General features: G+C 48.2%; 20 protein-coding genes. 17 read left to right on the top strand and 3 right to left on the bottom strand.

All coding sequences use genetic code 11. The features are described from left to right. The first annotated feature begins 55 nt into the window (after positions 1-55). The 4 genes from DFP98_RS36195 (at position 56) to DFP98_RS36210 (ending at position 4,794) form a co-directional block, all read left to right on the top strand. The gene (locus tag DFP98_RS36195) at positions 56-913 is read left to right on the top strand and encodes an ABC transporter permease (RefSeq protein ID WP_246017101.1); all 858 of its coding nucleotides are present in this window, start codon (positions 56-58) and stop codon (positions 911-913) included. A gap of 14 nt (positions 914-927) precedes the next feature. Beyond that, positions 928-1,806, top strand: a complete 879-nt coding sequence (locus DFP98_RS36200) for a carbohydrate ABC transporter permease (RefSeq protein WP_116065519.1) — start codon at positions 928-930, stop codon at positions 1,804-1,806. A gap of 32 nt (positions 1,807-1,838) precedes the next feature. Further along, positions 1,839-3,797 (top strand): family 10 glycosylhydrolase, encoded by a 1,959-nt coding sequence (locus tag DFP98_RS36205; RefSeq protein ID WP_116065520.1) that lies wholly within the window; start codon positions 1,839-1,841, stop codon positions 3,795-3,797. Positions 3,798-4,038: 241 nt separating this feature from the next. After that, complete coding sequence (locus tag DFP98_RS36210; RefSeq protein ID WP_116065521.1) at positions 4,039-4,794, top strand: nucleotidyltransferase domain-containing protein; 756 nt, start codon at positions 4,039-4,041, stop codon at positions 4,792-4,794. A 774-nt stretch (positions 4,795-5,568) separates the two neighbouring features. Here the strand turns inward: DFP98_RS36210 and DFP98_RS36225 are convergent. Further along, complete coding sequence (locus DFP98_RS36225; protein WP_116065524.1) at positions 5,569-6,159, bottom strand: TetR/AcrR family transcriptional regulator; 591 nt, start codon at positions 6,157-6,159, stop codon at positions 5,569-5,571. A gap of 167 nt (positions 6,160-6,326) precedes the next feature. On the opposite strand from DFP98_RS36225, the gene DFP98_RS36230 reads away from it, so the two are divergent. Both DFP98_RS36230 and DFP98_RS36235 read left to right on the top strand, forming a co-directional pair. Beyond that, the gene (locus DFP98_RS36230) at positions 6,327-7,499 is read left to right on the top strand and encodes an MFS transporter (RefSeq protein WP_116065525.1); all 1,173 of its coding nucleotides are present in this window, start codon (positions 6,327-6,329) and stop codon (positions 7,497-7,499) included. 611 nt (positions 7,500-8,110) lie between these two features. Beyond that, the gene (locus DFP98_RS36235) at positions 8,111-8,596 is read left to right on the top strand and encodes a hypothetical protein (protein ID WP_116065526.1); all 486 of its coding nucleotides are present in this window, start codon (positions 8,111-8,113) and stop codon (positions 8,594-8,596) included. Here DFP98_RS36235 and DFP98_RS36240 read toward each other — a convergent pair. Then, positions 8,548-10,656 carry a hypothetical protein gene (locus DFP98_RS36240; protein ID WP_116065527.1) on the bottom strand — a complete coding sequence of 703 codons (2,109 nt, stop codon included), beginning with the start codon at positions 10,654-10,656 and terminating at the stop codon, positions 8,548-8,550. The two genes, DFP98_RS36235 and DFP98_RS36240, sit on opposite strands and share 49 nt — an antisense overlap. Positions 10,657-10,969: 313 nt before the next feature. Between DFP98_RS36240 and DFP98_RS36245 the strand changes: the two genes are divergently transcribed. From DFP98_RS36245 to DFP98_RS40360, 11 genes are all read left to right on the top strand, one after another. Then, entirely contained in the window at positions 10,970-12,718 is a 1,749-nt protein-coding gene (locus tag DFP98_RS36245; protein WP_116065528.1) for a sensor histidine kinase, read from the top strand. Positions 12,719-12,723: 5 nt separating this feature from the next. Further along, the gene (locus tag DFP98_RS36250) at positions 12,724-14,382 is read left to right on the top strand and encodes a response regulator (protein WP_181918159.1); all 1,659 of its coding nucleotides are present in this window, start codon (positions 12,724-12,726) and stop codon (positions 14,380-14,382) included. Between the two features lie 108 nt (positions 14,383-14,490). Next, positions 14,491-16,176, top strand: coding sequence for an extracellular solute-binding protein (locus DFP98_RS36255; protein WP_116065530.1), 1,686 nt, complete (start codon positions 14,491-14,493; stop codon positions 16,174-16,176). Between the two features lie 54 nt (positions 16,177-16,230). Then, complete coding sequence (locus DFP98_RS36260; protein ID WP_116065531.1) at positions 16,231-17,124, top strand: ABC transporter permease; 894 nt, start codon at positions 16,231-16,233, stop codon at positions 17,122-17,124. 11 nt (positions 17,125-17,135) lie between these two features. After that, the gene (locus tag DFP98_RS36265; RefSeq protein WP_116065532.1) at positions 17,136-18,020 is read left to right on the top strand and encodes a carbohydrate ABC transporter permease; all 885 of its coding nucleotides are present in this window, start codon (positions 17,136-17,138) and stop codon (positions 18,018-18,020) included. Between the two features lie 20 nt (positions 18,021-18,040). Further along, positions 18,041-19,549 (top strand): glycoside hydrolase family 28 protein, encoded by a 1,509-nt coding sequence (locus DFP98_RS36270; RefSeq protein WP_116065533.1) that lies wholly within the window; start codon positions 18,041-18,043, stop codon positions 19,547-19,549. 41 nt (positions 19,550-19,590) lie between these two features. Beyond that, on the top strand, positions 19,591-20,451 hold the full coding sequence (locus tag DFP98_RS36275) for a sugar phosphate isomerase/epimerase family protein (RefSeq protein WP_116065534.1): 861 nt from the start codon (positions 19,591-19,593) through the stop codon (positions 20,449-20,451). A 70-nt stretch (positions 20,452-20,521) separates the two neighbouring features. Beyond that, complete coding sequence (locus DFP98_RS36280) at positions 20,522-21,544, top strand: Gfo/Idh/MocA family protein (protein WP_116065535.1); 1,023 nt, start codon at positions 20,522-20,524, stop codon at positions 21,542-21,544. 34 nt (positions 21,545-21,578) lie between these two features. After that, on the top strand, positions 21,579-22,556 hold the full coding sequence (locus DFP98_RS36285) for a Gfo/Idh/MocA family protein (protein WP_181918160.1): 978 nt from the start codon (positions 21,579-21,581) through the stop codon (positions 22,554-22,556). A 437-nt stretch (positions 22,557-22,993) separates the two neighbouring features. Then, on the top strand, positions 22,994-23,404 hold the full coding sequence (locus DFP98_RS36290; RefSeq protein ID WP_116065537.1) for a hypothetical protein: 411 nt from the start codon (positions 22,994-22,996) through the stop codon (positions 23,402-23,404). Positions 23,405-23,760: 356 nt separating this feature from the next. Then, positions 23,761-24,222, top strand: a complete 462-nt coding sequence (locus DFP98_RS40360; RefSeq protein ID WP_116065538.1) for a tyrosine-type recombinase/integrase — start codon at positions 23,761-23,763, stop codon at positions 24,220-24,222. 449 nt (positions 24,223-24,671) lie between these two features. Here the strand turns inward: DFP98_RS40360 and DFP98_RS39370 are convergent. Beyond that, positions 24,672-25,626 (bottom strand): hypothetical protein (locus DFP98_RS39370; protein ID WP_116065539.1); only part of this gene is annotated, 955 nt, incomplete at its 5' end.

Here is a 25,626-nt window from a genome sequence, read left to right on the forward strand (position 1 = left end):
TCCACTCCACGGGAGGAGGCTTCGCAAGAAGCTGGCAAACTGGCCGCTTCATCTGATGATTTTGCCCGGCTTGCTGCTCGTTATTTTGTTTCATTACGGACCGATGTTCGGCATTATTATCGCTTTCCAGAAGTATATACCGGCCAAAGGCTTTCTCGGCTCCGAATGGGTCGGACTGAAAAATTTCCGCTATGTGCTGAGCTTGCCGGATACGTTCGAGGTGCTGCGCAATACGGTCTTCATCGCCATGATGAAAATCGCTTCTGGATTGGTTGTGCCGATCGGGATCGCGATTCTGCTTAATGAAGTGGCGTCCAAATTTATTAAACGCGGCGTGCAGACGCTGATCTATTTGCCGCATTTTTTGTCCTGGACGATTCTCGGCGGCGTACTGCTCGACCTGCTTTCGCCCTCTGTCGGGATCGTGAATACGATTTTGGGCACGGTTGGCATCAAACCGATTTATTTTCTCGGCAGCAACGACTGGTTCCCTTATGTGCTTGTCGTTACGAACGAATGGAAGGAGTTCGGCTTCAGCACGATCATTTATTTGGCCGCGCTAACGAGTATCAGTCCGTCGCTCTACGAAGCGGCGCTTGTCGACGGGGCGGGCAGGCTGCGTCAAACCTGGCATATTACGCTGCCCGGGATGCGGCCGATCATCGTGCTGATGGCGACGCTTAGCCTGGGCAACGTGCTCAACGCCGGCTTCGATCAGGTATTCAATTTGTATAATCCGCAAGTGTATGAAAGCGGCGACATTATCGACACGTATGTGTACCGGATGGGGCTGATCAGCGCCCAATACAGCACGGCGACCGCGATCGGCTTGTTCAAATCGCTCGTTTCGTTCGTGATGATCTCCTCCGCTTATTTTCTCGCACATCGCTTTGCCAATTACCGGATTTTTTGAAAGGAGAAGAGAACATGCGGGCAACCGGATGGAGAATCAGCTTCAATCTGTTCAATTACACCTTTCTCTGTCTGCTGGCCGTGCTGTGTTTGCTGCCGCTTGTTCATGTTCTTGCCGTATCGTTTAGCGCGAATCATGCGGCGTCCGCAGGAATCGTCAAGTTATGGCCGGTAGACTTCACTACAACGTCCTATTCTTATGTACTCGGCAAGCAAGAGTTTGTCCGTTCCTTGCTCGTATCCGTGAAACGGGTCATTCTCGGTACGATCGTCAATATGCTGATGACCGTTTTGCTGGCTTATCCGTTGTCCAAAGAGTCGGCGACCTTCAAATCGCGAACAGTTTACGTTTGGATTCTCGTCATCACGATTTTGTTCAGCGGCGGACTCATTCCTTATTACATGGTTATTAAGTCCGTTGGTTTGCTGGATTCGATCTGGGCGCTTGTTCTGCCAGGCGCTGTGCCGGTGTTTAATGTGATCCTGCTGCTCAATTTTTTTCGCGGGCTGCCGAAGGAGCTGGAGGAAGCGGCGTTTATCGACGGGGCAGGGTATTTCAGGACGTTGGCCAAAATCATTTTGCCGCTGTCGACGCCGTCGCTGGCGACGATTTTGCTGCTGACGGTGGTCACTCATTGGAATAGCTGGTTTGACGGCCTTATTCTGATGAATTCGCCTGAGCATTATCCGCTGCAAAGTTATTTGCAAACCATTATCATCCAAAAAGATTTCTCAGAGCTGACCGATTTGAATGCAGAGGCGCTGCGGGACATTTCGGACAGAACGGTAAAGGCGGCGCAAATTTTTATGGGTGCGTTGCCGATCCTGGTCGTTTATCCGTTCCTGCAAAAATATTTCATGAAAGGCATCGTGCTCGGAAGTGTAAAGGAATAAATACGCGCGGCATGTTCGGAGGGAGTTTACCTATGAGATTCAGACAAATTCATCTTGATTTCCATAACGATAAACATGTACAGATCGGCACGCAGTTTTCCAAAAAACAGTTTCAAGATATGCTGCGGCTGGGAAATGTCGATTCGATTACGATTTTCGCCAAATGCTTTCATGGCTGGGCTTATTACGATACGCAAAAATTCGCCAAGCACCCGGGCCTGTCGTTTGACTTGCTTGCCGAAATGATTGATGCGGCTCATGAGATCGGCGTTAAAACACCGGTATATCTCAATGTCGGGCTGGATGAGCAGCTCGCAAGGCGGCATCCGGAATGGCTTCGCCGCGACGAGAACGACCGGATCACCTGTGAGGCCGGGTTTCGCGAGCCGGGGCTGCATGTTTTTTGCTTCCATTCGCCGTATCTGGAATATATGACGCAGCATATTGAGGAGGTCGCTGCCGGTTATGACGCAGACGGTATTTTCCTCGACATCGTTTATCCCAAAACGTGCTACTGCCACTTCTGCCGGTCGACGCTGCTCGCGGAAGGGAAAGATCCGTACGACAAACAGGCGGCCGAAGAGATGGCTGAGCGGGTTTACGCCCGTTACACCGCCCAGATCAACGAACGCGTGCGGGCAATTAAACCGGACATGCCCGTGTATCATAATAGCGGCATCCGCTTCGGCCGCCGCGACATGGCCGCGATGAACAGCCATCTGGAAGTGGAATGTCTGCCTTCCGGCGGCTGGGGTTACGATTTTTTCCCGATGTCGGCCAGATATTTACAGCAAATTGAGGAAAAGATCGTCGGCATGACCGGACGTTTCCATAAAAACTGGGGAGATTTCGGCAACTATAAGCATCCGAACGCCCTCCGCTTCGAAGCGGCGCTTTCGCTGGCGCATGGCACCCGTTGTTCGGTTGGGGACCATCTACATCCCGACGGCCTCATGGACCCAATCGTCTATCGGGCGGTCGGCGCAGCTTACCAGGAGGTTGAAGCGAAGGAGCCATGGTGTACGGATGTACGCAACGTCGCCGATGTTGCCATCCTCGCCGTTGAGTCGCTTAGCCCTGCGGAGGAGCGGAAGGGGCGGTCGGATATCGGCGCTTATCGGATTTTGCAGGAGGGGAACATCCTGTACGATTTCATCGACACAGATTCGGATTTCACCGCCTACAAGGTCATCGTCCTGCCGGATAGGGTGAGAATCACGGCAAAGCTCGCCGCCAAACTGGACACGTATTTCAAAAGCGGCGGAAAGGTGCTCGCTACCGGCGAATCGGGGCTGAACGAAGCGGGCTATGCGTTTGCAATCGATCTCGGCGCAACGTGGCTAGGCGCGAATCCGTTCCAGCCGGACTATTTCCGGCCGCATTTTGCGACACGCAGCCTGGGGGAAGGCTCGTTTGTCTTCTATGCGCCGGGGCAGAAGGTCGAGCTAGCCGAGGGCGGCGTCGAGTTGGGCTTCAGGGAAGACTCCTATTTCAACCGCAGCGCAAGCGCTTATTATTACACGCACACGCCCAACTGCCGCAACAACGCGGGGCCTGGCATGATTCAAAGCGCGAACGGCATCTATTACGCCTGGAACGCCTTTTATGACTATGGCGAGAATGCCAGCTTGTTTATCAAGGAAACGATTTTGCATGCGCTGGATTTACTGCTCGGCTCCGGCCGAACGCTTCAGACAAGCTTTCCCGCGCAGGGAACAGTCACATTGCAGCATCAGCCGCATGAATCGCGTTATGTGAACCATCTTCTGTATGCATGTCCAGTCAAACGTGGAAGGAATTTGGAGATTATCGAGGATATGACGCCGATCTATGACGTTGATGTTACCCTGCAAGTGCCGGAGCCAGTGAAGCGAGTATATTTGGCGCCGACAATGGAGGATCTGCCGTTCACGCAAGAAGGCGGGGCGATTCGTTACCGGGTTCCGGTCGTCGAATGCCATCAGATGGTCGTCATTGACTATATCCTATAGTAAATCAACTGCTCACCAGGTTAGCCGTTCCCCTTAAAGGCGGATAACCTGGTGAGCGTTTTTGTTGACAAGAACTTTGTCCCATTCCCGTTTTGTGACATCAACAGAGGAGGGAGGGGAGATTGAATCCTAACGGGCAGGATAGTTGAATGATTTCGAGAATAACTTAGTCATGACGAATTTACGAAGTTCGCAAAAAAGACGTTAGCTTAAAGAAATTCTTAGATTAGGAGGAGTCTATATGATATTAGAAAAAGTTATAAATAAAATTGTAATACAAAGTGAATATAAGGATTTTGTTGATAAGTATATCGATAACATACTTGCCGAATTTAAAGGTAAGATTCATAGCATTTATATGTGCGGCTCGATTCCAAAAGGAACTGCTAAACCTTTTAAGTCAGATGCAGACTTTACGATTGTATGTGCAAATCCCAAAGATATTGATTACGAAAGATTGTCAAATATTAAAGACAGGCTTTTGGAAGAATATCCAGTAGTAACTAAGATTGATACGATAATTTGCTCGATCGGCGATGTATTAAGTAAACCAAATGAGTGGGGTTTTTGGGTAAAGATAATCTGTGTTTGTATATATGGGTATGACGTTGGTGAAGAAGTGCCACCGATAATTATTTCTCCGGAGTTCATTTTAGACTTAAATACAGAGACCAAGGAGGAAGTAGACCGTATACATAGTTTACTTTCTAATGCTAGTGATAACACAATGAAAACTAGATATATTAAAGGTTACTCTAAGAGATTAATTCGTGCATTATACTCTTTGGTTTTAGAAGATACAGGTGTATGGCAAGATGACATTATTAAGATGAAGAATGCCATATTAAACTATTGTGAGATTGACCCCGCTTTAGTTGATTATCTGTATGCTTGTTACTTGGATAGTCATGTACTTGTTGAAGAGTTTCTGGGAATTGCAGATGAAGTATACAGCTATTTTGAGAACGCTTTAAATGCAATGGCTGCTTCCAGGTGACGCTCCGGGTTACTCTGAGAAGCGAGTGACCACATCCAGCCCCCTAAGCCCGTCGGGACGTCATTGCATTAGGTGTTCGGCAAGCCTCACAACTATAAGCACATTAGGGTAAAGAGAAAAGGGTAAAGAGAAAATATGTGAATTAAAGGAGTGGTGATTTGGAGATTTTATTAGGAATCTTTTCAATTTTAGTATCGGTTTTCTTATTGGCTTTATTAATTTTCGGTCTTATACAATGCAAGAAAAATCACTTCATTGAAGGATTTTACTTCTTTCTTATTGTCATATTCCTAAAAATATATTATGTTATTGCACCTTTTACAATAAATCGATTCATTGATTCTTACTTTGTAAACCCAACTTTACTACCGCTGAAAATGACAATAGGGGAAATGATTACATTACTGAATTTCATTCCTAGGACTCTGGAAGTTATTGCTTTTTTCTTTCTAGTTGTTGGACTGTATCGAATGTGGAAAACTAAGGACTGAGATAAGTGATTACGCTAACGGAGAACAATACTTGAATTGGCTGCGGATCTTGGCTTGTGGGACAGAAATGATGAAAAAAAATAAAGCTATGTCCATACTGTTGAACAAATCAATACCGACAGATAAGCAAATTGATGAGAACTTCGTAAACTTCATTGAATGGGATGATTGTGTATTGCTAAAACATCGAGTAGGTTGGATTGTGCGTAAAAGCTTATCGACGAAGTTGATTCAAGTTAATGGTTTGATATGAACGGGAAGGGCAGAGCAATAGCGAAAGGTCCTATCCCAGCAGATCTTTGGCTCCGTTCATTACTAAGGGCATAGTCTGTTTAACGAATGATTCCGCACTTATTAAACGCCCCTCATTGTTCCAAACATAAGCTGCCCCAAACATCCCCCAACTTAACATGATAGAAGCAGTATTTATTAAGAATTGCGCGTTTGGAGTCGCTAGCATCTTGTCTTTGTCTATAAAGGAAAGAAGTGTCGTTTGAATTTTTTCCTTTATTTGAATTTCGAATACAGGTACAAGCGATGTATTTCTTCTTTTGCACATAGTGCTTAGACCCTTGTGAAATTCGCATACCCCCAGAAAAATACTCTGTATTGTTTCTTCATTTAATACTTCGTGACCGCTTATTCTAGGATTTATGATTGTCATAAATGATTCCATAAGTCTGGCCTCAAGAATGTCAAATTTATCTACAAAGTGCGCATAAAAAGTCGCCCTGTTAACAGTAGCCCGCTCTGCAATATCCCTAACGGTTATCGATTCGAAGTCTTTTTCTTGAATTAATGAAGCAAAAGCGTCTTGAAGGAGTCGCCGTGTACGTACCACACGAGGATCAGCTTCATTCTTTTTAATTGTCATGGTTAAGATCTCCCCAGCAAAACGACATTATAGAAATGGTGTTGCCTATACAACGGTTTATGGTTATTGATGATTGCGGACCATTCGGTTGTTATTATAGCATACAAATACAACACGTGTTGTACAAGCAACTCATGTTGTATTGAAGCAAAACAGGAGAGTGAATTATGAAGAGCACATGGAAGGTTTACGTTCTAGCCTTGATCAGCTTTTTAGTTGGAACATCCAATTACATCATTTCCGGGATATTAGACCGAATCGCAGAGACGTTGGGAACAAGCGTTGCGGCAGCTGGCCAGCTCATTACGGTTTATTCCCTGGCCTATGCAGTCGGAACGCCTATTTTGATGGCACTGACAGCCAAGATGGACCGGCGTAAGCTCCTACTTTATTCGCTAGGTATCTTTATTGCCGCAAATCTGCTCACATTTATATTGTCCGGCTTCGGTTTCTTCATTGCCGCTAGAATCGTTACGGCGTTAGGCGCCGGGGTGGTCACAGTTAACGCGCTCAGCATCGCCGCCAAAATCGCTCCGCAAGGTAAGCAGGCAAGCGCCATCGCAAACGTCACCATGGGCATTACCGCATCTCTCATCATCGGCGTACCGCTCGGCAGAATGGTAGCCTTGGCTTTTGGCTGGAAAGCGGTATTTCTGGCCATCGCAATTGTCGGGGGCTTGGCCATGCTTGTCATTGCTGCGCTTATACCACGTTTGCAGGGCGACAAGCCTGTTCCTTTAATAAAACAATTTGCTTTATTAAAAAAACCTCAGGTTTTGGTTGCTTTAGCGATTACTTTTTTCTGGTTGGGAGGATATTCCCTCGCATATACTTACTTATCCCCTTTTCTGCTAGAGGCGACTCATTTAAATGAATCATTGATTAGCGCAGCTCTCTTCGTGTTCGGCGTTGCCAGTTTGATTGGCTCGAAAGTCGGCGGCTACAGCGCGGATAAACGGGGCATCAAATACACGCTCGTTTCAGGGATGATGCTTCACGTCATTTCGTTGATTTTGCTATCCTTAGTCGGACAGTCGGTAATTGCTGTATTCGCCATTTTGATCCTCTGGTCTTTTTCCGCTTGGTCATCCGCTCCAGCGCAGCAATTTAACCTGGTTTCGCTTGTTCCTGAATCCTCGGGCGTCATGCTGAGCTTGAACAGTTCCATGATGCAGCTTGCCATGGCTGTCGGCGCAGGAATTGGCGGGGTGATCGTAAACCGTGTTTCTTTGTCATCCATTACCTGGTTCGGGGTACTCGGCGTACTTATCGCCATCATTGCCGTGTTTGCATTGTCTAGCATGGCATCACGTCATTCGGTGGTTCAATCCGCGGATTAAGTGTATGCTAACCATGGAATATTTGATAAAACAGTACAGTTTACCCTTCGGGCGGATCGAAACAATGGATATAGAATAGATGGTTTGAATGTTGTTTCTAGGCAACAGATTTGGCCCGAACGTTAGACTAACGTGAAACGTTAACCAAATAATAACACAACGGCAGCTGGCCAGAAGATCGGCTGCCGTTTTCTCAACTAACAGGGAACAATCCGAAGTTATTTTTAGAACACGAAATAGAAAGAGCTATAGGTTGTATATAAAAGATCATCAACCGATGTCGAGTGACAAGAACATTGACCGAATCAAGTCCGCGTAAATCGCGGCTTTTTTATTTTATCGGCTCAAGTTCTTGTCATTTGGCAATGTCAAGAACTTGAGCCGGTTACCGATTGATGACAAGAACATTGGCCGATTACCGACTTTCACCCTTTATAGAGCCCCATGTTCTTCGCGTTCACATGGGAATGTCATTTTCTTTAGGAGACAATAACATTTTCCAATTCTCCCTAACATGGAAGCAAAAAGACCAAGGGCAGGAAAAACTCCTCATATGTAGAAATATGTAAACAGGAGGGGGATTTATTTTAGATCCTAAGATTAAATTGTTGATGGAAGGAATTAGTCAGTACACCAACGTACTTGCGAAGCAATTGAGAGATCATCATCGAGCCAACCTCATCCATAGCGCCATAGCAATGAAAAGAGCCGGCGTATACGCCGGCTCTTTTCATTGTTCTACAGACGTAGTTGGTGGTTGGTGGTCGGTCCGAATCAACGACGGTCTGATCACGATCCAAGCGAGCGATGACGGAAACAATGCTTCGCAGAAAATCGGCGGAGTCGTACGCAACGAAGTGAACGGCGGCGACGTAACGGTATACGGGGAGTTACGTGCGGAGGTCCCGGCGGGGGCGGCGGATTTGGCGGCGGTCGGGGCGGCCCCGGAGGCAGAGGCATGCGCTGATCGTTCATCCGTCCATTCTTGGGCGCAAACAAAGAGACGCATTCATTCCCGCTGTGCAGCGGGAGGAATGCGTCTTTTGAATCAGATCGCCTGCCAGTGCAAATCGCCCGACCAATTCGTTGCGAAATAGATACGTATTGTTGCCCCTTGCGAGCTGATATTGATTAACTCGGATTTTGTCAGATTCCCCAAGTAGCTGCTTCCGGGGAGGAGCGAATAAGTGAACGCAGGCATAGTGGTAAATGCGGCTCCGAAGGTTACCGTAACGTCGACATGGGTGCCGATGGAGTTGGGAACATTCTTGATGCCGCGTTTGACCTCGGACGCTCCGCACACAATCGTTTCCACAGGAGACGCGGAGAGGGAATGGTAAGGTAGAGGAGCGCCTTTGTAAGCCGAGATGAACACGCTTCCCAGGTACATGGTGAAAGCGGAAGAGGTTCCGGCGGTTGCCAGCAAGCGGATCTTCCCCGCAGTTCCCGTCAACTTCCCGGAGACGCGCAGCAGATGAAAGTGGTTTCCGAAGTCGTAAAGGTTGATATCTCGGTAACTTTCCGCGCCCGAGGCAACGTCGATGACCATAATGGCTACCGGCATGTTTCCATTCGGGCAGTAGAGCCATAGCGTCGATGAGAATTCCTGTGTATCGACCTCGAAGTTGATTTCAATATACTGAAAAGCGCCATTCCCTGATCCGCCGTACACCGCTTTATACCCATAGGGGGTATTGGTGTTTAGCGGCACTACGCCAGCGGAGCCGAATGTCGCCGAGAAAGCCGGAGGCTTGTTGTTAACGTCCCGAACTGACCAGTCTCCGCCGATAGCGGCATTCTGTAGGGAGACGGAGAACATGTCCCCCCGCGACGATGGGATGTGCTGCGTCATGCCGATGACATGCGAGTAAGGGGATACCGCTGGCGGCGAGTTGGAGTCGTGGTTCATTCCGAGGATCAGGAAATTGCCATTGATCCTGGCCCCCCGCTCTAAATAACAGTTCGTCAAAGTATTTTGTTGATGGACCGCCGTCGCGTTATGTATCCCGAGCGAGACGGAAAAGTCGCAGCCGATGAAGTTGTTGCCGTGCGATTCCGAGGTTGCTCCCGGGAGTCCGTTATCGGTGATGAGAAGACCGTAAACATCAGGCTTGTTGCCGTTACACTTCAGGAACTCATTGGAGTTGACCGCCTGAGCCTGGCAGTCCAGGATGATCTGTCCGGCACGGATATTCTCGAATTTATTCCAGAATGTTCCCCAATCGAGGCTGTAGCCATCGACAATAAACTTGTCGCATTCGATGGAACGGATATTGGAATGCCAGACGGCTTGTGCCATGAGTGTATCGCAGTAGAAATTATGAACATCGGGGAATTTCGTGGTTCTGATGATCAGACGTCCGCCCGTATAGCGGGCCCCTGCTCCGTCGAATACTTTCGGGAGCAGCAAGTCCCCCGAGAGAATTCCCGAGATGCCGCCGATCATAGGGACAGACAACTCCGCAGCGGCATCGCTGGCAGCTTGCATCGGCAGCGTGATGTCCTGGCCTTCGGAGGCTCCGAAGGCGGCGGCGGAGATGGAGGACTCCACGATCCGTATCCAGCATCCGGCTCCGGATGACTGGGTTTCCCCGGTGCCAGCCAGAAACGCTGCGAGAGTGCTTTTCTGGCCGTTCCACGGGACAGTCGGGCTGATGATCGTGCCGCCGTTATGCAGATTCTTTGCACGACCGGCATCCCAGTAGAACAGCCCGCCCCCTTGGTTATCCCCATTATAATAACCACGTACGCTGACATGATGGTTACCCGCAGTCGGCGTGCTTATCAAGTCGGCAAGTGCGTTGACGGTGACAGTACTTCTTCCGATCAGTGTGGCACCCATGGTCGTATTGGCTGAATTGGACAGATCTTGAACCGTGTTCACAGACCCGTTCGGCGCCACATAGCTGATTGCCGTTGCGGGGTGCGAGCCCGGGCTGTTGCGATTGATCAGTTGCTGATGATCTAGCCCGCCATTTCCTTTGGCTTCCGCGGTTCCGGTGGATGCGATCAAACCTAACCCCCCTGCGGCTGCAGTTACGCCGGCTATTCCGATCATCGACAGTACGTCTCGTCGGCTCACCTTGCCCGACTGATCGGGTTGTTCTTGATTTTCCTCAGCGGATACCCTTTGTTCATCCCTCTCATGCGAATTCATGATTGACAGCCTCCTTTAAATGAAATCTTAATTTGCAGGCAAATTCATGACCTCGACAGACGTTCCTTTAGATAACACCTCCATTCGTCCAATGATGCAAGTCTGCAACTTCATTATAGAATTGACGGGTAGCTGCAACTACGAGAATCTCTTTACTTTTCGGTCTTCCGTTTACCTATTTCGGAAGCGGATGTGTTCGCGGCATAGGTGGAGTAGAGGCACAAAGCATATTTTTATTTTGATGATTGTGGGCGATGAATAGACTCTGCTATAATTCGCACTATTAAAATAAAGCCGGCTGAGGAGGGGCAGGATGCGATTGTTGAGGGGAAGGAGCTTATCGATCTACGCCAAACTGCTAATTTCGTTTTTGTTTGTCATCGTGCCGTTATATGTAATCGCACTCATTTCCAATCACGACGGTTCAGTGAAGGTAAGGGAGGAACTGCAAAGGTCGCTCGTATCCAAAGTACATTTCTATCTGAGCAGCTTCGACAATGAAATGATACGTATCGTCAACCTTCGGAACGAATATGTGTTCGATAAAGATTTGCAGGATATCAGTCTTCTTACCTCGATTATGTCGGAGTATCAATATATCCAGTCCGTAAGCCGCATCATAGATCGGTTGAATGTATTGAAATCATCCAGTCTCTACGTTCGCGACGTAGAGGTGAGCGTGCCTTCCTTAAATCGGACGATATCCACCAAATCCTATTCGGATGTGATCGAACCATTGGAGACACCGTCGACGGGGAATGAAAGCGGCGGTCTGGATGCATCGATCCTGCATGCGGACGATCAGTTTTTTATCGCAGGTTCGTATCCGATGTCCCTTGTCCCAGGCGTATCACCTCTCTATAGCGTGAAAATCACATTATCGCAAGAATTAATCGTTCGTTCTCTCGCGGATATTAACCATAGCCTGAAGGGCGGCGCTATCCTGTTCGGTTCCGACTGGAGCTGGGACATTCATAGCGAGCGGGAGGAGCCCTTTCTGCCGCAGGTTCTTCCCTACGCGCAAGCCATGACCGCAGCCGGGGAGAACGAGGCGAGCACGATGATGAAGCTGGGCGGGATAAACCATTTTGTCTTCTACGAACGCTCGCCGAAGCTCAATACTGTCTTGCTCGTCTTTGTACCGGAGAATGAAATCATGGGACCGCTAAAGAAAAATAAAGTATGGCTATGGATGTTATCGGTTGTGTCGGTCACGATCTCGGTGCTGTTCTCGTTCTGGATTCATCGGACCATCCGCAGGCCCATTCGGATCATGGTTCAGGCGCTTCGGAATGTGGAATCGGGGAAAACCGGCATTATGATCCATTACCGGTTCAAGGACGAATTCGGGTATATGTACAATCAATTCAATGCGATGACGAAGAGATTGGACGTTCTTATTCATGAAGTGTACGAGCAGCAAATCCGGGCGCAGAGGGCCGAGCTCAAGCAGCTGCAGTCTCAGGTTAATCCCCATTTTCTGTACAACAGTTATTTCGTCCTGTACCGGATCGCCCGCCTGCACGACATCGATAACGTTATTCGGCTAGCCCAGCATCTGGGCGAGTACTTTCGCTATATTACCCGCAGTGCCAACGATGAGGTGCCGTTCGTCGAAGAGTGGAAACACACGCTTGCCTATATCGAGATCCAGGCGATTCGTTATCGGAAACGCATGCAGACCCAATACGACGAAGTGCCGGATGCCTGCTGCGCTATTAAAGTGCCTCGCCTGCTGCTGCAGCCCGTCATGGAAAATGCTTACGAACACGGCCTTGCGAATAAGAAGTCGGGCGGACTCGTGACGGTACATTTTCTGCATAGTGAACAGAAGTTGACGATCGTCATTGAGGATAATGGAGAGGACTTGCCGGATGAGCAGATTCGGGTTATACAACGGAAGCTGCAGCAATTTGACGATTGGATGGAGACAACGGGTCTTCTCAACGTCCATAAGCGGATTCAATTGAAATTCGGTTCGAAGCATGGCCTGCAGGTATCGCGCGCTTCGATCGGTGGATTGCGTGTCGAAATGACTCTGCCGGTCCAATCGGGAGGATGATGGAGATGTATCGATTGATGGTGGTGGATGACGAAGATTACATTGTGGACGGTTTAATCGATTTGTTCGAAGAGCGATTCACGGCAGTATTGGAATATTGTAGGGCCTATTCAGCGGGCGAAGCACTCGATTGGTTGAAGCGGACGAAAATCGATATTGTACTGACCGACATCCGGATGCCTGGGATGACCGGATTGGAGCTGCATGAACAAATCGTTCGGACATGGCCGCAGTGCAGGGTCATCTTCCTGACAGGATACAACGACTTTGAGTACATTCAATCCGCCATGCGGAATGAGAGCGTTGACTACATTCTGAAGACCGAGTCCGACGACGTTATTGTGCAAGCGGTGGACAAAGCAGTGTACGAGCTCCAGCACAGATTCGAGTCCGAGCAATTGATCGCCGATGCCAAGAAACGGCTGCAGACGGCATTGCCGATTATGCAAAAAGAGCTGCTGTGGGATCTGTTGAACGGAGAAGTGTCCAGAAACGCAATCCATCTGCAATTCAAAGAGCTGAGCCTGACACTGCGTGCGGATCGCCCGGTGCTGCTGGTGCTGGGCCGGGTTGACGGATGGAACAGCATCTGGTCACCATCGGATCGGATGCTGCTTGTTTATGCGCTGCAAAATATCGCCAGTGATTATTTATCGGATTTTTCCCATCACTTCTCGATTTTTTACGAGCAAGCCAAGCTGGTGTGGCTCATTCAATTCAAGAATGAGGAGCATTCGGATGATAATACCCCAGACAGCCGGTTAATGGAACGGTTACATCAAGTTATCAATGGGGCTATGGAGAGCATACAGGCCGCCAGCAAACAGTATTTACAGTTGCCGGTATCGTTCCTGACGGCAAGTGAGACTGTGGCGTGGAGCGAGTGCGCAGAAAAATACAGCCTGCTGAAAATGATGCTCCATGTTCATTACGGCATTCAGGATGAATTGCTGCTGATGGAAAGTAATTTGCCTGCAAGTCCCGGCAGGCCAGCTTCCCGGACGGGAATATTCGACCTCCGGCCGAGAGAATGGGCACTGTTGCAGTCCTGTTTGGAGAAAGGACACAAGCAGCAATTTCAAGAGCTGTTCCTGGAACTGGTCAAGCTTGTGCCGACCAATCAGCAATGGCAGGACGGTTTAAGCCTGCATATCCATCACTCGCTCTTATCGATTTATTTCACGCATCTTCATCAGTCCGGCATGAGCGGGGAAGGGGAGGATATGTTCGGCTACGAGCGTGTAATCGCCAGCGGCCCGAACCGGACATGGGGAGAGACGGCCGAGCGGCTGTGGCAGATGGCGGAAGCAATTTTTGAGCGGCAGAATAGCGCATTGGTCGACCGGGAGCGGGAGGTTATCCGCAAAGTGAAGCAATATATCGGCGCGAACCTGGCAGGGGATCTGTCGTTGACGCGGATTGGAGGGGAGGTTGGGTTCAGTCCTTCCTATCTGTCCCGATTATACAAGCAGATAACCGGAGAAGGACTGTCGGACTACATCGTTGCCGAACGGCTTCAGCTCGCCAAAGAACTGCTAGCTAAGCAGAATATGCGCATTCATGACATTGCCGAAGCGCTCGGTTTCGACTCGCCAGCCTATTTCGCCCGCTTTTTCAAAAAACAAACGGGCACGACACCGACGGAATATCGCGAGCTGTTATAAAGCGGTAAACAAAAGACTCATTTGTAAACACATTCCCGTTGTTGGTCAATTGCGGCGCCTCCTATAATTTAAGGAGTAAAGCGAATTCAAATCTTGGGGGGAACAGCAATGAACAGATCACGTCCCAAAGCTATGGCGGCATTGATTCTGGCCTGCATCATGATCGTTGTGACGGCTTGCGCCGGCGGAGAGAATGGTGGAGGAAACAGCAAGGCAGGAATGGAATCGCCCACCGGCGAGACCGGCACAACGGGCCAGCCAGATACGGGGAAACAGGAGGGCGACCCGTTCGCCAAATACGATCCTCCGGTAGAAGTAACTGCTGCGCGGGATTTGTCGGGCGTGAGATTCAGGGAAGGTGAGTCGATCGAGAACAACGTTTGGAGCAAAGCGTATGAAGAAGAACTCGGAATCAAAATCAAGTATGCGTGGACAACGCAGGGGGATTACGATCAGAAGCTGAACGTATCGATCGCCTCCGGCGATCTGCCGGATATTTTCCCGGTTAACGGAACACAACTCAAGCAGTTGGTTGACTCCGGGCAGCTTGAGGATTTGACGGACTTATTCGAAACCTATGCGACCGAGCTCACGAAAAAAATCGTGAAAGAGGATCCGAATCAATTAAAATCCGCCTCCTTCAAGGGCCGATTGATGGCAATTCCGAAAGTCGGCTCGGCTACGGACTTCTCTCAGGTGCTGTGGATGCGCAAGGATTGGTTGGATCGCTTGCAGCTGCCCGAGCCGAAGTCGATGGATGACGTGGCCACAATCGCCGAAGCCTTCGTCACCCAGGATCCGGACGGCAATGGCAAGGCGGATACTTACGGACTGGCGATCGGGGTCGGGATGAACGGGACGTATACGAGCTTGCGGGGATTCTTCAATGGTTATCACTCCTATCCCAACAGCTGGTTTAAAGATGAATCCGGCAAATTCGTATATGGAGGCGTGCAGCCGGAAACGCGGAACGCGCTTGCCAAGTTAAGCGAAATGTATAAGGCAGGCCTCATTGATAAAGAGTTCGCCATAAAAGGCGATGACAAATTAGTGGAGCAGATGGCAAACGACAAAGTCGGGATTAATTATGGGCCATGGTGGATTCCTGGCGGACCCCTCCAGGCGAACAAGGATCAGAATCCGAATTCGTCATGGAAAGCCTACGGCATTCCTTCGGCAGATGATAAACCGGCGAAGATTCAGCTTGATTTCCCTGTGGCGAATTACGTTGTGGTGAAAAAAGGGGCCAAGCATCCCGAAGCGGCGATTAAAATGCTGAATTTGATGGTGAAGCTCGCCTATGAAAAGGCCGAAATCGAGAAATACTTTGTGCCTTCCGACGGGTACCCGCTTAACAGCTATCCGTTGCTATTCGCTTCGCAGGTCAACGGCAACATGAACATTCACGTCCACATCATGCAGGCACTTGAGACGAACGATCCATCTGCCCTTAATGCCGAGGAAAAAATGTATTATGACCGAATTATCGCCTATCGGAACGGCGACAACAAAATGTGGTTCCAAGAGGGAACGTACGGCAACGTAAGCGCATGGCCTGGAGTGAAGGAGAAAGTCGACCAGGGACTGCTGCAAACACCGGACTTCTTCGGTGCCGTTACGAACACGATGTCTCAGAAGGGCGGGGTATTGACCAAGCTCGAGCTCGAGACGTTCACCAAGATCATTATGAATGAAGCGCCGATTGAAGAATTCGATAGATTCGTTGAGAACTGGCATAAGCTGGGCGGCGACGAAATCGCGAAAGAAATCGAAGAATGGGCCGGCAATCTATAACGTAACGATAGGGGAGCTTACCCTCCCCTATTTCTTGAATGAGGAGGAGCGGGGATGAACCGCAAGACGATCAGACAGTTGCCCCTGCATTTCATGCTGCTGCCCGGCATCGTATTTGCTCTCGTATTTAGCTATGTCCCGATGGTGGGCATTGTCATTGCTTTTCAGAAATTTATACCGGTAAATGGCTTGTTCGGCTCAGAGTGGATTGGCTGGGATAACTTCACCTATGCGTTCCAGCTTCCGGACTTCAGGAAGGTGCTGGGCAATACGGTGTATATCGCCTTGATGAAAATAGTTGCAGGCTTAGTGGTGCCGGTAGTTATCTCGCTGATGCTCAACGAAATCAGGTTTCAGGCTGTCAAGCGGGGGATCCAGACCTTGATCTACCTGCCCCACTTCCTGTCTTGGGTTATACTCGGCGGCATTCTGACCGACATCTTGTCCTATGAGGGCATTGTCAACCAATTGCTCGGTTCGTTGGGCGCTGACCCGATTTCATTTCTAAGCCGTAACAACTGGTTTCCTTACGTACTGGTCGTATCTGACGTGTGGAAGGAGTTCGGCTTCAGTACGATCGTCTATTTGGCGGCTATTACGAGTATCAACCCATCGGTCTATGAAGCGGCGGTTATTGACGGAGCAAGCCGGATCAGACAGATGTGGCATGTAACGCTGCCCGGGATGCGGCCGGTAATCGTACTGCTTATGACACTTAGTTTGGGAAATGTGTTAAATGCGGGTTTCGACCAGGTATTTAATCTATATAATCCCGCCGTATACGAGAGCGGCGATATTCTCGATACGTTCGTCTTTCGGATGGGAATGCTTGATTTTCAATATGGCCTTGCCACAGCGATCGGCATGTTCAAATCGGTCGTATCCCTGATTTTCATCTCCGTGTCTTATTGGGCGGCCTACAGACTGGTGAATTACCGCATTTTTTAAGGAGGGCTTCAATGGTATCGGGAGACTCAATCGGCAATCGTACGTTTAATTTTTTGAATATCCTCTTGTTAGTTTCCGTTTCCCTGCTCTGCCTGCTGCCGTTAGTTCATATTCTTGCTGTTTCGTTCAGTAAGAGCAGTGCGGCTGCTGCAGGAGTCGTCAAGCTATGGCCGGTCAATTTCACGATCAACTCCTATCAGTTTATATTGAAAAAACCGGAGTTTCTCAGTTCGATGAACATCACGCTGATCCGAGTCATTGTCGGAACAACGCTTAGCATGCTGCTGACCGTTTTGTCGGCGTACCCGTTATCCAAAGATAGGAGAGCGTTGAAATTCCGAACCGGCTACGCCTGGTTCTTCGTCTTTACGATGCTGTTCGGCGGCGGACTTATTCCCTGGTATATGACGATTAAATATCTGGGGCTTCTCGACAGCATATGGGGATTGATTCTTCCGTCGGCCTTACCCGTATATAACATCATCCTGCTGCTCAACTTCTTCCGCAGCTTGCCTGTCGAATTGGAAGAATCGGCTCTGATGGACGGTGCAGGGTATTGGAAGGTGTTGTGGAAAATATTCGTGCCGCTTTCGATGCCCGCACTCGCTACTGTTGGCCTGTTCACCATTGTAGGCCATTGGAATTCCTGGTTTGACGGGCTGATTCTTATGAACTCTCCAAGCAACTACCCGCTAGCCAGTTACTTGCAGACGGTTATTCGCGGCGTGGATCTGACGAAGTTGACAGGACAAGACATACTGACCTTGGCGTCGGTCAACGATCGCACGGCAAAGGCGGCCCAAATCTTCGTGGGCACGATTCCTATTTTGCTGGTCTATCCGTTCCTGCAGAAGTATTTTGTGAAGGGCATCGTACTTGGCAGCGTCAAGGGATAAGGAACGGGAGTTGAAACCTAGTGCATAGATTCAATGTTATGATGTATGGAGCGGCAGGAAACGGCATGGTTAATGATACGCAAGCAATTCAATCGGCAATTGACGCTTGCGCAGAAGCAGGAGGGGGCATCGTATACTTACCTCCTGGGCGATTCCGGATCGGCACCGTCTGTCTCAGAAGCAACCTGACGCTGCAGCTTGATCCGGGCGCGGTGCTGGCTGCCAGCACGAATAAAGAGGATTACCGGTTCGTTACGGTATATGAGCGATGCGTGAACTCGACAATTCAGACAGGCAACTTGTATGGGAAAGACATTGCCAACGTCAAGATTACCGGGAATGGCGCCATAGAAGGCGAGGACCGGGCATTCTGGACCAGGAAAGATTCATCCGGCGATAGCTGGAACTCCGTGCCCATCCATTATTGGCCCAAAGAGTGGCGGCCAATGGGAATTATGCTGGAAGGGTGCAGCAATGTCCAGATTCATGAGATTACAATCCTGAATTCATCGGTATACTCCGGTTGGCTGGTCGATTGTCAGCGAATTCAGCTGCGAGGCCTGCAAATCTTGAACGATTTCCATGGGCCCAACACAGACGGCTTTCACTTTAGCTCCTGCCGGGACGTTCATGTAGCCGACTGTCATTTTGTTACCGGAGACGACGCAATCGCGATTGATGCCGATGGCATCGACAAGGCTGAGAATTACACGATTACCAATTGCACGTTCAACACGTCCGTCAATTGCTTCCGCATATTTACCGGGCTGGATCCATGGTTTGCCGTTGATAGCTATAATGAAGTACGTAATATCTCGATTAGCAATTGTTCCGTGAGCAATGCCGCCGGATTTCTCAATGTGACCGCGGATAATGGGTTGATCGAAGGCATTACGGCAACTAACACTAATCTACAAATGGAGCAAGAAGGCACGCCGATCTTCCTCATGACGAACCGCGGGACGATTCGAAATGTGTCTGTGAGCCACTTAATGGCACGATCGAACGGGGCATGCGTCATTGTCGGCCAACCCGGTGACAGCATCGACAACATCGAGCTTTCGCATATTCAATTTGAGGTTGCTGCCAAGAAGAAGGAGTTCGGACTCGACATTCCCGATGATATTCAAGGCTATGCGTACCATCACTTTGTTCCGTACAATTTGTACTTCCGTTATGCAGAGCATATCAAGCTGCACAACGTGTCGATCCGGTGGCTGGATTCGGAGGTTGGGGATAGCTGGAGCGCGCTGAAATGCCGCCATATCGGGAGGATTGACATCGACGGCTTCAGCGGCAAGCAGGCCGGAGACGATCCGCAGATGCCAGCGATCAGCTTCGCGAATGTGGGGGAAGCCTGGATCACCCGAAGCAGGGCGCTGCCTGGAACAAAAGTGTTCGTGCAGGCGACGGGCGGAGACACGCGCGATATTCATCTATCGGGCAATGATCTGCGTCATGCGAACGAAGCTGTGAAGGTAGACCGGAACGTGCCGCTTGAAGCGATATACGTATGGGAAAACAGATAAGGGCGAGGTTATAGTCTATTAATAGAAGAGGAAGTGTTAACGTGAAGCTGGGCATAAGTTCATATTCCCTGTCCCGGTTGGTGCTGGAAGGGAAAATGACCATTTTTGACGTACTGGATTGGGTTTCCGCGCAAGGCGCCCAGCATGTGGAAATCGTCGCAGGCGGGCCGCTGACTATCGATGCGGCGATGGCGGAGGAAATTCGGAAGTATGCTCAAGATTTGGGATTGTCGATTTCGAATTACTTAATTGGCGCCGACTTTGCGACGGATGACGAGGACCTCTTCGAAGCAGAAGTGCATCGCGTCATAGGGGAGGTAGATATCGCGAACCGCTTGGGCGCGAATCAGATGCGTCACGATGTGGCATGGCGGCCGGCAGAGGAAGCAACCGTTGCAGCATTCGATCGTGATTTGCCTAGACTGGCGGATGCATGCGCGAGGATAGCGGATTACGCAGCCCAGCATGGGATGAAGACCAGCGTTGAGAATCACGGCTATCATGTACAGGGAAGCGAGCGCGTTCAGCGTTTAATCGCTGCGGTGAACCGTTCCAATTTCAGAACGACGCTGGACATCGGCAATTTCATGTGTGCTGATGAAGACTCCGTGGTCGGGGTGAAGCGCAATATCGGATGGGCTGCGATGATCCACTTGAAGGATTTCTATCTGCGGCCTTCGTATCGAAATCCGGGAGCGGGCTGGTTCACGACAACTTCCGGAAATTACTTGCGAGGCGCTATTGTCGGACAAGGAGACATCGATATGCGGGAAGTGCTGCGTGTGATCAAGACGAGTGGTTATGAGGGTCCGATCTCGATCGAATTCGAAGGACTGGAGGACTGTCTAAGCGGTACGGAGAGTGCCTTCAGGAATGCGCTCAGCATTTGGAACGAAGTTTGAACAGCAGGGATTGCAGTTGTTTATATGTCATCCGTAATCGAATAATGACTCGGAGAATAGAGGGATAGCCATGTCAATCTTGCGGTTTGTCGTGGTAGGTACCGGATGGGTGGCCGGCGAATATTTGAAAGCAATCCATGCCCGCGAGGATGCGGAAGTATACGGCATCGTCAGTCAGAGCGAAGAGCGTGCGCGACAACGGCTGGCGGAATTGTCCATAGAGGCACGCGTTTTCGAACGTTATGAGGAAGCGGTGAAGGATGCCAATGTCGATGCCGTTGTTCTCTGTTCTACACCGGAGCTTCGACCGGATCATACGATCTTGGCCGCACAGCACGGTAAACACGCTGTGCTTGAGAAGCCGCTCGCTATGGATCGGAAGGCGTTGTGGTCAATGGCGGACGCGATTGAGTCGAATCCGATTCAGACGGTCGTCGGATTTGTTTTGCGCTGGAACCCATCGATTGCCAACACGAAGACACTAATTGATGATGATGCGATCGGCCGGGTATTCATGGCCCAGATCGACTATTGGCACCATATAGGCCCACAATATCCCCAATACCGCTGGAGCAAGGGCAAAGCGGCTGGCGGCAGCAGCATGCTGTCGGCAGGCTGTCATGCCGTGGACGCCGTCCGTTATTTTGCCGGCAATATTGAGGAAGTAACGGCTTACAGCTGCCATACCTGGGCAGACAGCGACTACGAATTCGATCCCAATGCCATTGCCATCTTTAAGCTGAGTAACGGCGGCATCGGCAAGGTATCGTCTTCCCTGGAGTGCAGAACGCCTTATAAGTTCAACGTGCATCTGCTTGGAGAGAAGGGCGCGATTTTGAACAATCAGCTCTTCAGCCATAAGCTGCCCGGTCAAACCGATTACGCGACGATTCCGACGATTTTGCCGGATAGCGGGGATGTATCCCATCACCCGTTCGCTGAGGAGATCGATGATTTCGTAAATGCCATTGTTAATCGTACGAAGACGCGCTGCGACTTCTTCGAAGCCTTGCAGTCGATGGAGGTCTGCTTTGCAATCGATGAGTCGATCGCAAGCGGTCGGAGCGTTAAATTGCCATTGGAACGAAATTAATAAGACTGCCCATGAGAAAGGTTGGAGCGTGCATATGAGCATTAGAATCGGATTTATCGGCTTGGGAGACATCGCCAATCTACACATTCAAGGCCTGCAGCGTATTGAGGGAGCGGACATTGTCGCAGTATACGACCTGAACAGGGATAAGGCGGTCAATGCCGCGGAAAGAACAGGCGCGCAGGTCATGGATAGCGCGGAACAAGTGCTGGATCCGGAACGGATCGATGCAGTATATATTTGCACGCCGCAGTTTGCGAGAGGGAACCTGGAGGAAACTGCGGCTCTACGGGGCATTCATCTGTTCGTAGAGAAACCGCTGGGCCTTGATCTGGGCGAAGTCCGCCGTAAGGAAAAGGCGATACTGGAAGCGGGCATCGTTCATTCCGTCGGTTACTGTCTTCGTTACCTCGACACCGTGCAGCAGGCGAGAGCGTATTTGCAAGACCGGAAGCCGCATTTAATCCAAGCTTATCGGTTCGGCGGCACGCATCCGGCGGAGTGGTGGCACCGGCTTGACCTGTCTGGAGGACATCTGGTGGATGCTGCCACCCATCAGGTGGACATGATCCGTTATATAGCCGGGGAATTCAGCGAGGTCGAAGGGAAATTCGGCCGCGTGTCCTTTGACCGGATGCAGTCGAAGGGGACGATATACGATGCAGGAGCCATTTCCTTCGCGATGGAGCAAGGGGCGGTCGGCAGCCTTACAGAATCTTGTCATTCCGCTTATCACATCGCATCCGATGTTAAAGTGTTCGGCCACGATTTCTTCATCCATCTCAGCGGCAACGGCTTTGGATTGACAATCGTCGACGACACAGGAGACGAGACCTTCACGTCTGCGCTGGATCCGTATTTCGAACAAAGCAAAGCTTTTGTCGAAGCGGTCAAGACGAATACCCAGGAGCCGATCTTAAGCAGCTATTCAGACGGAGCGCGAACGCTCGCTTTTACACTTGCGGCCAACCGATCCGCGGAGCAGCTTAACCCGATTCGACTATCGCCCTGAAGTTGAAGCCCACACCCGTAACCTACTTATTCACAGACTATTCAACGGTTCCTACAGCACTAGTTGGTAGTAGCACAAAAGTCGAGTGGGTGTATAATTCTAATAATGGAAAGCCTGTAGCAGGTGTAAACGCAGGAACATATGGCGCTAAGTTCAGTATTAATAACACAACAAGTACAACATCTTATGCCTCAGAAAAAACTTATGGCGGTGCCATGAGTATCCCTACACCTGTTGGCACTTTCAGCGGTTCAGTAACAACTGCATATAGAACCTCACACTCAATTACTTGGTCTACAACTTTGGCGAATACAACTTTTTACCATTATGACATGGATAATACTTTGCAAATGTTTTACGCTACTTATTAAGGAAGTATAAAATAGAATTAACCAGAGTAAATTACTCTGGTTAATTCTGCCAAAGGAGGGATACTCATGAGAATAAAGCTAAAAGTAATTCTAACTGTAACAATTGTACTTCTTCTACTTGGAGGCTGTCAGGGTAACCCAACAATTACTGAACAAAAATCATTTGATTTTACAGCTATTACATATGGGATAGTGAAACAGAAACAGTTAAAAATAGACAATACTAAAATATTATATACTCTGAGTTTAAAGGAATTTAACCCAAATGGATTTGAATTTGACAAGTATAACAATCAATTCGTTGAGAACGATGACATTAAATTCGTTTATATCGTCAGTGAGACCAAAATTTATGATTCAAAGAGCTCTCCTATTCAAGTAGACGACATTACATTAGACAGTAAAATAAAGTTATCATTGCACTTTCTTAATGATTATTTGTTAGTTGCTGATAAAATAAGTATATACGAAGATTAGTCTTATGCATTCCGGCTTATACATTTTTAAGAGATCTTCTGAAGCCTCCTGGAGTATGTTCCACTCATAGCGGTTATTTCGATTATGCAAACAATAGCCGTCTAATGATAGAACGTAAGCTTTTTTCATTTGGATTAGGAGCGAATTCGAAAAACGTCACTACTACAAAAAACTCGATCTCTGGGCATACTAATAAAGTAGGAAAAATCGAACGAAGGTGTGCAAGAAGACGAAAAAGTACTTGATAAATTGTTAGAATGTTCTCCTGCGTTCATCGGGAGATTTTGTGCCGAAAAAACTGAACTGGCAGCTTCATCTAAAATTGCATACCTAAAGGATTTTGAATGTTTTATTAAGTGGCCCCAAAGAATACTCACGACAGAATTTTTTATGAATCAAATCGCTTGAGAGATGCATCAATTATCAGCCTGATTGCTGATTCTGGCCTCCGTATTTCCGAAATCAGATTGTTAAACTTTAATAATATTGATATAACCAAGAACCAAATATCTATTAATAGAAGGAGACAGAGAGGGAGAGACCAGTACTTTGGCACCTTAACCAAGAGTATCATTGATGAGTACATGTCAATTGAATTTGGTAATGAATCAATTGGCTCGCCATTTTTTCGAACGAAAGGTAGAAATTCAAATGGCACTAGAATAACTAGGCGTGCCTTAGAACTAATAATTGAGAAATATGCTAATGCATATGGGAGATCGATGATTACAGCAAATCGTATAAGACAGACTTTTGTACTCAACTTCTTGGAATCATCTAAAATTTCAACTGGAGAAATACAATCTTTCAGTAACTGATATGATCGGAGTGTATTCGAAATATAATGATTACGGAAACAAAATGGGGGAATCGGATAATGTTCTTACCAGACAACAAAAAATTAAGTTATATGGCTATAAGTCAACTTAAGGACATGTGTATAAAATACGGGTTTTGTGAAATAGTCAAATTATAGTTTGCTGTAAATTCCTATAATCCTCAATATAACCATTACCTTGGTAACCTTCATCATTAAAACCCTGTTGCTTGAAATGTTCTACACGTCGTCTTGGAGTTTCAGTTTCAGTTAACTGTGAATCGTTAATGAAATACTTGTCACATGAAACGCACTTTAGATGGTCTCTTTGAAACTTCTTACCTATAGCTGTGTCAAACCAATTCAACTCAGAATCACATATTGGGAAAAACAACGTATGGTTCGTAAGTTTATCTATAAGTCGCATCGTTGATCACCCCACCAATACACCTATTTTGGTAATAGACCCTTAGATCCAAGTATTTCCATTTTGTGGCCAGGAATACTCTTTTCAAGTTCTATGATGTCCAAGCCCTCCCAATCGACAAACAAAACAAAATCTTCGGATAGTAATGGGAAATCAGACCAATCCGTCTCATTTACTGTATAAGCGACTTCTTGCCATAGTGCCATGCTTTCCTCCCACCAATTATCTGTATTATGCCAATACATAATAAGTGTTCTTAGCATTGTTACTAATTCTTGATCCGTAAGTTCTTGTTGATAATTCACTGGATGCTCTCCAGAACTCCAAATAAATTCGATATCCTCTTTGTTTTCTATTTGCTCTTCTCTAATATATTGTAATCCTGGATGGAAAATGGGTGAGTATACAGAAGGAGCTTCACCATGCAAATAAATGGCTAAGAAACAACAACGTCTATCCACCAAGTCTAAGCAGACAGTTTCAATAACTTTTACTAATGCTATTTTTAGTCTTTCCTTAACTTCTTTATATAGTAGTGTAGCCTCTTCATCCGACAATTTTATGTAAATGACACCCTTATTGCCATCTAATACCCGGATGAGCTCACCCTCTTCATCATACTCAAAATAAGTACGAACAAGATGAGAATAATAATAAGGATCAACTAGAGGCTGATATACTTGGATTAAGCGCCCTCCCTCATATATGTAGTCTTCATAATGCAACTTATCAAATCGAGGGAAGTATTCTACACACCGGCTAATGAAACCGTCTTGTATTAAGTATTCCTTAACGGAATCTAGTTCTCCTGTTACATACAATCTTGTGGTGATCCGGTTTTCTTCATAGACCGTATAAGCATAACCATCAATTAATTCATCACACGCTGAGATAAGGAGTCTATTTTGAATATCAAACTCATAGTATGTGTTCGATTCGACATCCGTAACCTCTCCTGGAACTGTACTTTGCCGCCCG

The sequence above is a fragment of the Cohnella phaseoli genome (genome assembly GCF_003386235.1).
GTDB lineage: Bacteria > Bacillota > Bacilli > Paenibacillales > Paenibacillaceae > Cohnella > Cohnella phaseoli.